Origin of the sequence: Streptococcus sp. GMD1S (assembly GCF_000296875.1) — a bacterium.
Lineage (GTDB): Bacteria > Bacillota > Bacilli > Lactobacillales > Streptococcaceae > Streptococcus.
In genome coordinates, this window is record NZ_AJQY01000338.1 from 1 (window position 1) to 4,938 (window position 4,938).

At 43.9% G+C, this 4,938-nt stretch carries 8 protein-coding genes and 1 pseudogene; 4 read left to right on the forward strand and 5 right to left on the reverse strand.

Annotation, left to right across the window (positions count from 1 at the left end; translation table 11 throughout):
* A pseudogene (pnuC, locus tag GMD1S_RS09935) lies at positions 1-308 on the reverse strand (nicotinamide riboside transporter PnuC); the annotation flags it as partial.
* A gap of 39 nt (positions 309-347) precedes the next feature.
* Here pnuC and GMD1S_RS12685 point away from each other — a divergent pair.
* From GMD1S_RS12685 to GMD1S_RS12475, 4 genes are read left to right on the forward strand one after another with little or no spacing between them, the layout of a single operon-like run.
* Complete coding sequence (locus GMD1S_RS12685) at positions 348-1,043, forward strand: IS6 family transposase (protein WP_001015324.1); 696 nt, start codon at positions 348-350, stop codon at positions 1,041-1,043.
* Positions 1,036-1,272: a hypothetical protein gene (locus tag GMD1S_RS09945; RefSeq protein WP_001287839.1), complete on the forward strand. Its 237-nt coding sequence runs from the start codon at positions 1,036-1,038 to the stop codon at positions 1,270-1,272. The genes GMD1S_RS12685 and GMD1S_RS09945 overlap by 8 nt, the downstream gene beginning before the upstream one ends.
* A gap of 12 nt (positions 1,273-1,284) precedes the next feature.
* Entirely contained in the window at positions 1,285-1,512 is a 228-nt protein-coding gene (locus tag GMD1S_RS09950; protein WP_001152920.1) for a hypothetical protein, read from the forward strand.
* Positions 1,500-1,661, forward strand: a complete 162-nt coding sequence (locus tag GMD1S_RS12475; protein ID WP_001062367.1) for a hypothetical protein — start codon at positions 1,500-1,502, stop codon at positions 1,659-1,661. The genes GMD1S_RS09950 and GMD1S_RS12475 overlap by 13 nt, the downstream gene beginning before the upstream one ends.
* Positions 1,662-1,885: 224 nt before the next feature.
* Here GMD1S_RS12475 and GMD1S_RS09960 read toward each other — a convergent pair whose 3' ends face one another.
* From GMD1S_RS09960 to GMD1S_RS09975, 4 genes are read right to left on the reverse strand one after another with little or no spacing between them, the layout of a single operon-like run.
* Positions 1,886-2,686, reverse strand: coding sequence for an energy-coupling factor ABC transporter ATP-binding protein (locus tag GMD1S_RS09960; protein WP_000103852.1), 801 nt, complete (start codon positions 2,684-2,686; stop codon positions 1,886-1,888).
* A complete protein-coding gene (locus GMD1S_RS09965; RefSeq protein WP_000343048.1) occupies positions 2,673-3,509 on the reverse strand; it encodes an ABC transporter ATP-binding protein in 837 nt (278 codons plus the stop codon). Before GMD1S_RS09965 ends, GMD1S_RS09960 begins: the two co-directional genes overlap by 14 nt.
* Entirely contained in the window at positions 3,485-4,276 is a 792-nt protein-coding gene (locus GMD1S_RS09970; RefSeq protein WP_000130448.1) for an energy-coupling factor transporter transmembrane component T, read from the reverse strand. The genes GMD1S_RS09965 and GMD1S_RS09970 overlap by 25 nt, the downstream gene beginning before the upstream one ends.
* Entirely contained in the window at positions 4,276-4,878 is a 603-nt protein-coding gene (locus GMD1S_RS09975) for a hypothetical protein (RefSeq protein WP_000846126.1), read from the reverse strand. Before GMD1S_RS09975 ends, GMD1S_RS09970 begins: the two co-directional genes overlap by 1 nt.
* Positions 4,879-4,938 lie beyond the last annotated feature (60 nt).

Here is a 4,938-nt window from a genome sequence, read left to right on the forward strand (position 1 = left end):
GTGATGGAATCGCGATAAGGACGATTGGCTCCGATAGACTGATAAATGAACCCAAAGGCCAACCACCAAAGAACACTAATAGAAAGATACTTTGTCCAACCCTTGCCGTCTAGTTTACGTGCGACAAACTCTTGTTGTTCTTTCTTAAACTGGGCTTGATAAATCCAAACCAAGAGACCAATTGGCTGCATAATTGTAAAATAGAGAGTTGTTAAAACCTCACCATAGAAGCCTTTTTGAAGGGCAAGCACCAGATAAATGATGGAATTAATCAAACCAAATAGGTAGTTACTAGCACGACCTTCAGCTTCTCAAAGAGCAGAAAAAAGGTTAGTAAGGCTTGAGAGATGAATCATTTTAAAGGCAAACAATTCCAACAAGACGTCATCATTGTCGCTGTTGGTTATTACCTACGTTACAATCTGAGCTATCGTGAAGTTCAGGAATTGCTTTATGACCGTGGAATAAATGTTTGTCACACTACGATTTATCGGTGGGTTCAAGAATACAGTAAAATCCTCTATCATCTCTGGAAAAAGAAAAATAAACAGTCCTTCTATTCGTGGAAAATGGATGAAACCTATATCAAAATTAAGGGGCGTTGGCATTATCTCTATCGAGCGAATGATGCGGACGGTTTAACATTGGATATCTGGTTACGAAAGAAACGTCAAGCAGACGATAACAGCTATAAGTTAGAAGATACCGCCTATCAAGAAGATAAAGCACGCAAAGCAGAAACCGAAGATAAGCTAGCTATTGAAGCAATGAAAAGCAAGTACACCACGCTATTGCTAGAAAATATGTTGCTAAGTCCGTTTGAAATGCAAGATACAAAAATCATGGCAGGATTGCAAGTCCATGTTTACCCCCTCTATGACGAACTGAAAGAATTAAGAGGGCTAAATAGTGTCAAAGACCACTTGTCTTATGTTGCCAGCAGACGTGAAGAATATTCTAAGCATAATATCGCACGCTACCCCAAAAAAGCCGTTGAACAATATCTACCAACGGTTAAAAGGCAGGACTTAAACCATGAGTGAAGACTTAAAAACGATCAAAGAGCTGGCGGATGAGTTGAGTGTTACAAAACAAAATATTCAATATCACTACCAAAGGTTACCAAAAGAATTACAGCTTAAAAGTTCCAATGGGTCTAATCTAATAAATTCTAAAGCAGAAAAAATAATTTTAGGTAAAGTAGAAAGTAGTAGCAAATCAAATACCAAAGACCAACAAATAGAAAAACTAACTAATTTGTTAGACCAGTAACAACGATTAGCCTTGCAAGATAAAAAGTTACTAGAAGAATACAAGGCGGAAAATGATAACTTAAAAGCCCTCAAAATGCCCTCACAGGAAACAGAATTCAAACACTTAGACAATCAATATAAAGATGAAGTGAACGCTCTTAAAGAGAAGTTGGAAAATTTACAGGAACAAATCAAAGATCAAAAAAGGATAGAAGAACAAGAAAAACCAATAAAATGGTGGGGACTATGGCGAAAATAGATGATTCAGTTAAAAAGAAAGTTCCAGAATTGCGATTTAAAGGGTTCACGGATGAATGGGAACAGCGTAAGTTGGGAGACGAAGTTCGAATAGTGATGGGACAGTCTCCTAATTCAGAAAATTATACTGATGATCCTAATGGGCGCTAAAAATGCGAAGACCTATGAAGACCTATTTTGTATTAGTCAAACAAAAAATCCAAAAGAAATGGTATATGATTATGACCATGAAACAAAGTAAAATCAAACCGAGTGATCTGAGGAAGCACCCGATGATCATGAAACGTTATTAAACACAAAAGTCACCCATGTGAGTTCTTGCCAGAAGCTGAAGTTAATCCTTCAACCTGGAAAACCCGCAGAGGTGACTTTTTCTATACATCTCGATTTTTCTGGCAATAATCATTAACCGATAAATATGTCTGTGAATCACCCAGCGACTCCGCTATGTCCATAATCCGCGGTGGTAGTAATCCCACTCGCTGGACAAGTTCGTGATTGCTGAACAATTCCCGTGGACTGCCGGCGAAGCCAAACTTCCCGTGTTCCATAACATACACCGACTCAAACTCGGCGGCAACCCAATCCATGTCATGGGTGATGGTCACAACTTGGTGGCCCGAATCAGCCAACTGATGGAAAATTGCGGTCAACTTGCGCCGGCTTTCCCAATCAAGCGACATCATCGGCTCATCAAATAAATAAATCGCCGGATCCACTGCCAAAACTGTGGCAACGCTCAACAGCTTGCGTTCCGACAATGACAGGTCATACGGACTTTCATCTGTTTTATCATCCAAGCCAACTCTTTTTAGAGCCTCTAAAGCCCGCCTCGTAATCGTGTCGTGGTCATCCATGACCTGCGCGACATTCCACTCCACCTCTCGTTGAACGGTCGGGTTGAAAAGCTGATCGTCAGGATTCTGAAAAGTAATCCCAACCTTCAGTAACTTTTCGACCGGTTTAAGATCATTAAAATTTTCTCCATCGATCTTAATCACACCGGTTTGTGGTGTCAGCAAACCCGTCAACAATTTGAAGAGCGTTGATTTGCCGGCACCATTTTGGCCGACAATCGCCACCATCGGATCGGCGAAGTGTTTGTCTTCAACATCCAAGCTAAAGGACCGTTCCGGATAAGTGAACGTCAGGTGGCTCAGTTCAATTGTGGACATAACGAACCTCCTTCAGATCAGCGTAATTCACTGGATACCGGCCATCAGCCAAGTGCCAATCCATTTTTTGAGCAAGTTGCTGGATTGTCGGGGCTGGAATCTGCCAGTCAGCTGCCAAATGATTAAACACCTCACCCGGCCTGCCCTGGGCTACCATTTGACCCTCGTGCAGCACCCACACAACGTCGGCGACTTCGCACAAATCGTCAATTTCACTGGTGACAATGAAGACAGTCGTCTCTTTGACTTGGGCCAGCCATTGGAAAAATTGCCGGCGGCCAAGGGGATCCATCTCACTGGTCGGATCATCCATAATCAAAACAGCCGGATTAGCCACAATCGCCGTGGCAATTGCCAACCGCTGGATCTGACCACCGGAAAGGCTCTCGGGACGCAAATTCAGCTGTTCAATCAGCCCCATTTGCGTGGCAACTTCTTCAACCCGTTTTTGAATCAGTCCTTCAGCCATTCCCTGATTAATCAAGTCAAAGGCGATTTCATCGGCAACCGTGTCTGCCAACCCGCTTAGTTGGCCAGCTGGATTTTGCAGTACAACTCCATTCATGGCATTATAAACGGGCCAATTGTCAGACACTCGCTGGCCAAACATGTGCCAATCGCCCTCAATCTCAGCAGACACAATTTTGGGAATGACCCCTGCCAGCACACGGCACAAAGTCGATTTGCCGGAGTGGCTATTCCCGATAATCCCAACCACCTGGCCGGTATGAACCTCCGCGTTAATCTGACGCAGTTGTGGTTGCTCAGTACCCGGATAACGGGTGGTCAAATTTTCAATTACAATCCGTTTATCTTCGTCCATATCTTCCACCCAATCAATAAAATTGCCAATCCAGTCAGACCAATGTGCAGCGTCCGCGACAGGCGATACACGCGCTGGGAGGTTCTGACAGTCCGGTTGAGATTATCAAAACCTCTCAGTTGGAGAGAAATCGACCGCGTCATCGATTGATCCAAGGTCTTAATCACCAATGGAATTAGAACCGGCAGGACTGACTTTAATTTCTGAATCAACGTTTTTTGCGGATTGGTTCCGCGAACTTTTTGTGCCTGCTGGATTTTCCGCATATTGCGCATCATTTCCGGCAAAATATAACACACCGACATCAGAACGTAGACGGTTTTATAAGACAATCCGGACAGTTCCAAATAGGCCGCGTTTTCTGAAATACTCGTGGTCACCATAAAAAAGCCACTGGTCAAAATAATCACCAATACTCGACAACCCAGAGTGGTGGCGTAAATCAGGCCCTCTTTGTAGAACGACACCCCAAGCACAGAAAACAGCACAGTTTGATTCCGACTGTAAAATAACCCTTGGATGATCAGCATGGTGCAAATCAGAAACAGGCTGAATCCCAGCGCCTTAAAGGTGGTAGAACTCAATTTGGAAAATAACAATAGCAGTGTTGCGACAAGAATTAATCCGGCCTGAAGCAATAAATTCATACTGGCAAAGCTCAACAACGTCATGTCCAAGATGAACAAGAGCTTAGTAATCGGATCGATCACCTGGTACCATTTGAGCTTGACCCGTGGCGCTCCAGAAATCAATGTTTTATCAGTCATCATTTATCATCGCTAAAGAAGTGCACCATCCGCTTCGGCAGCTGACGATAGATGAAGAATGCCAGGTAGGCCACGCAGACTTTATCCAAAATATCCAAGACAAACTCATCGATAAATGAGGCCAGCCACACTGGTGCATGATTGGCGACCATTACCGCAAACAATGAGTCACCCCAAGCGATACCGGTCTGACCACCCCAAAAGATGACGTTGAGTGGCGTTGAAATGACAGCTGAAACGATGGCAATAATAATAGCAGAAACAAATACTCGTCGCGCTGACGAGAACCACCCATTGGCGTGCAAAACTCCGACAGCAATCCCAATTCCGATGCTGGTAATCGCATACACGGTTGAAATTGGCGATAAGGTCAGCCCATAGATCACGTTGTTGATGAAACCACTAATGGCACCGGCAACCGGCCCAGCCAACATGCTGGTAAGAAAGGTTCCCAAAGACCCCAGCCAAACGGGCAACTTTAACCCCTCCGCCAAGGCTTTGGCAACATAGTTAATCCCCACGGCAGCGGGAATCAAAGTCATGGTGGCAGCACTTAACTTAAATTTCCACATACTGGTACGATGAATCGGTTCTGTTTTCATAATCTTCTCCTTTTGTTTTTAAAGAGCCGTGTCTGGATAGACTTTCGGACGCAACGCTCT

Bases quoted from the DNA above. Each gene is read 5' to 3' on its own strand.
- GMD1S_RS12685 (WP_001015324.1), top strand. From the start codon at position 348: ATGAATCATTTTAAAGGCAAACAATTCCAACAAGACGTCATCATTGTC.
- GMD1S_RS09945 (WP_001287839.1), top strand. From the start codon at position 1,036: ATGAGTGAAGACTTAAAAACGATCAAAGAGCTGGCGGATGAGTTGAGT.
- GMD1S_RS12475 (WP_001062367.1), top strand. From the start codon at position 1,500: ATGGCGAAAATAGATGATTCAGTTAAAAAGAAAGTTCCAGAATTGCGA.
- GMD1S_RS09960 (WP_000103852.1), bottom strand. From the start codon at position 2,686: ATGTCCACAATTGAACTGAGCCACCTGACGTTCACTTATCCGGAACGG.
- GMD1S_RS09965 (WP_000343048.1), bottom strand. From the start codon at position 3,509: ATGGACGAAGATAAACGGATTGTAATTGAAAATTTGACCACCCGTTAT.
- GMD1S_RS09970 (WP_000130448.1), bottom strand. From the start codon at position 4,276: ATGACTGATAAAACATTGATTTCTGGAGCGCCACGGGTCAAGCTCAAA.
- GMD1S_RS09975 (WP_000846126.1), bottom strand. From the start codon at position 4,878: ATGAAAACAGAACCGATTCATCGTACCAGTATGTGGAAATTTAAGTTA.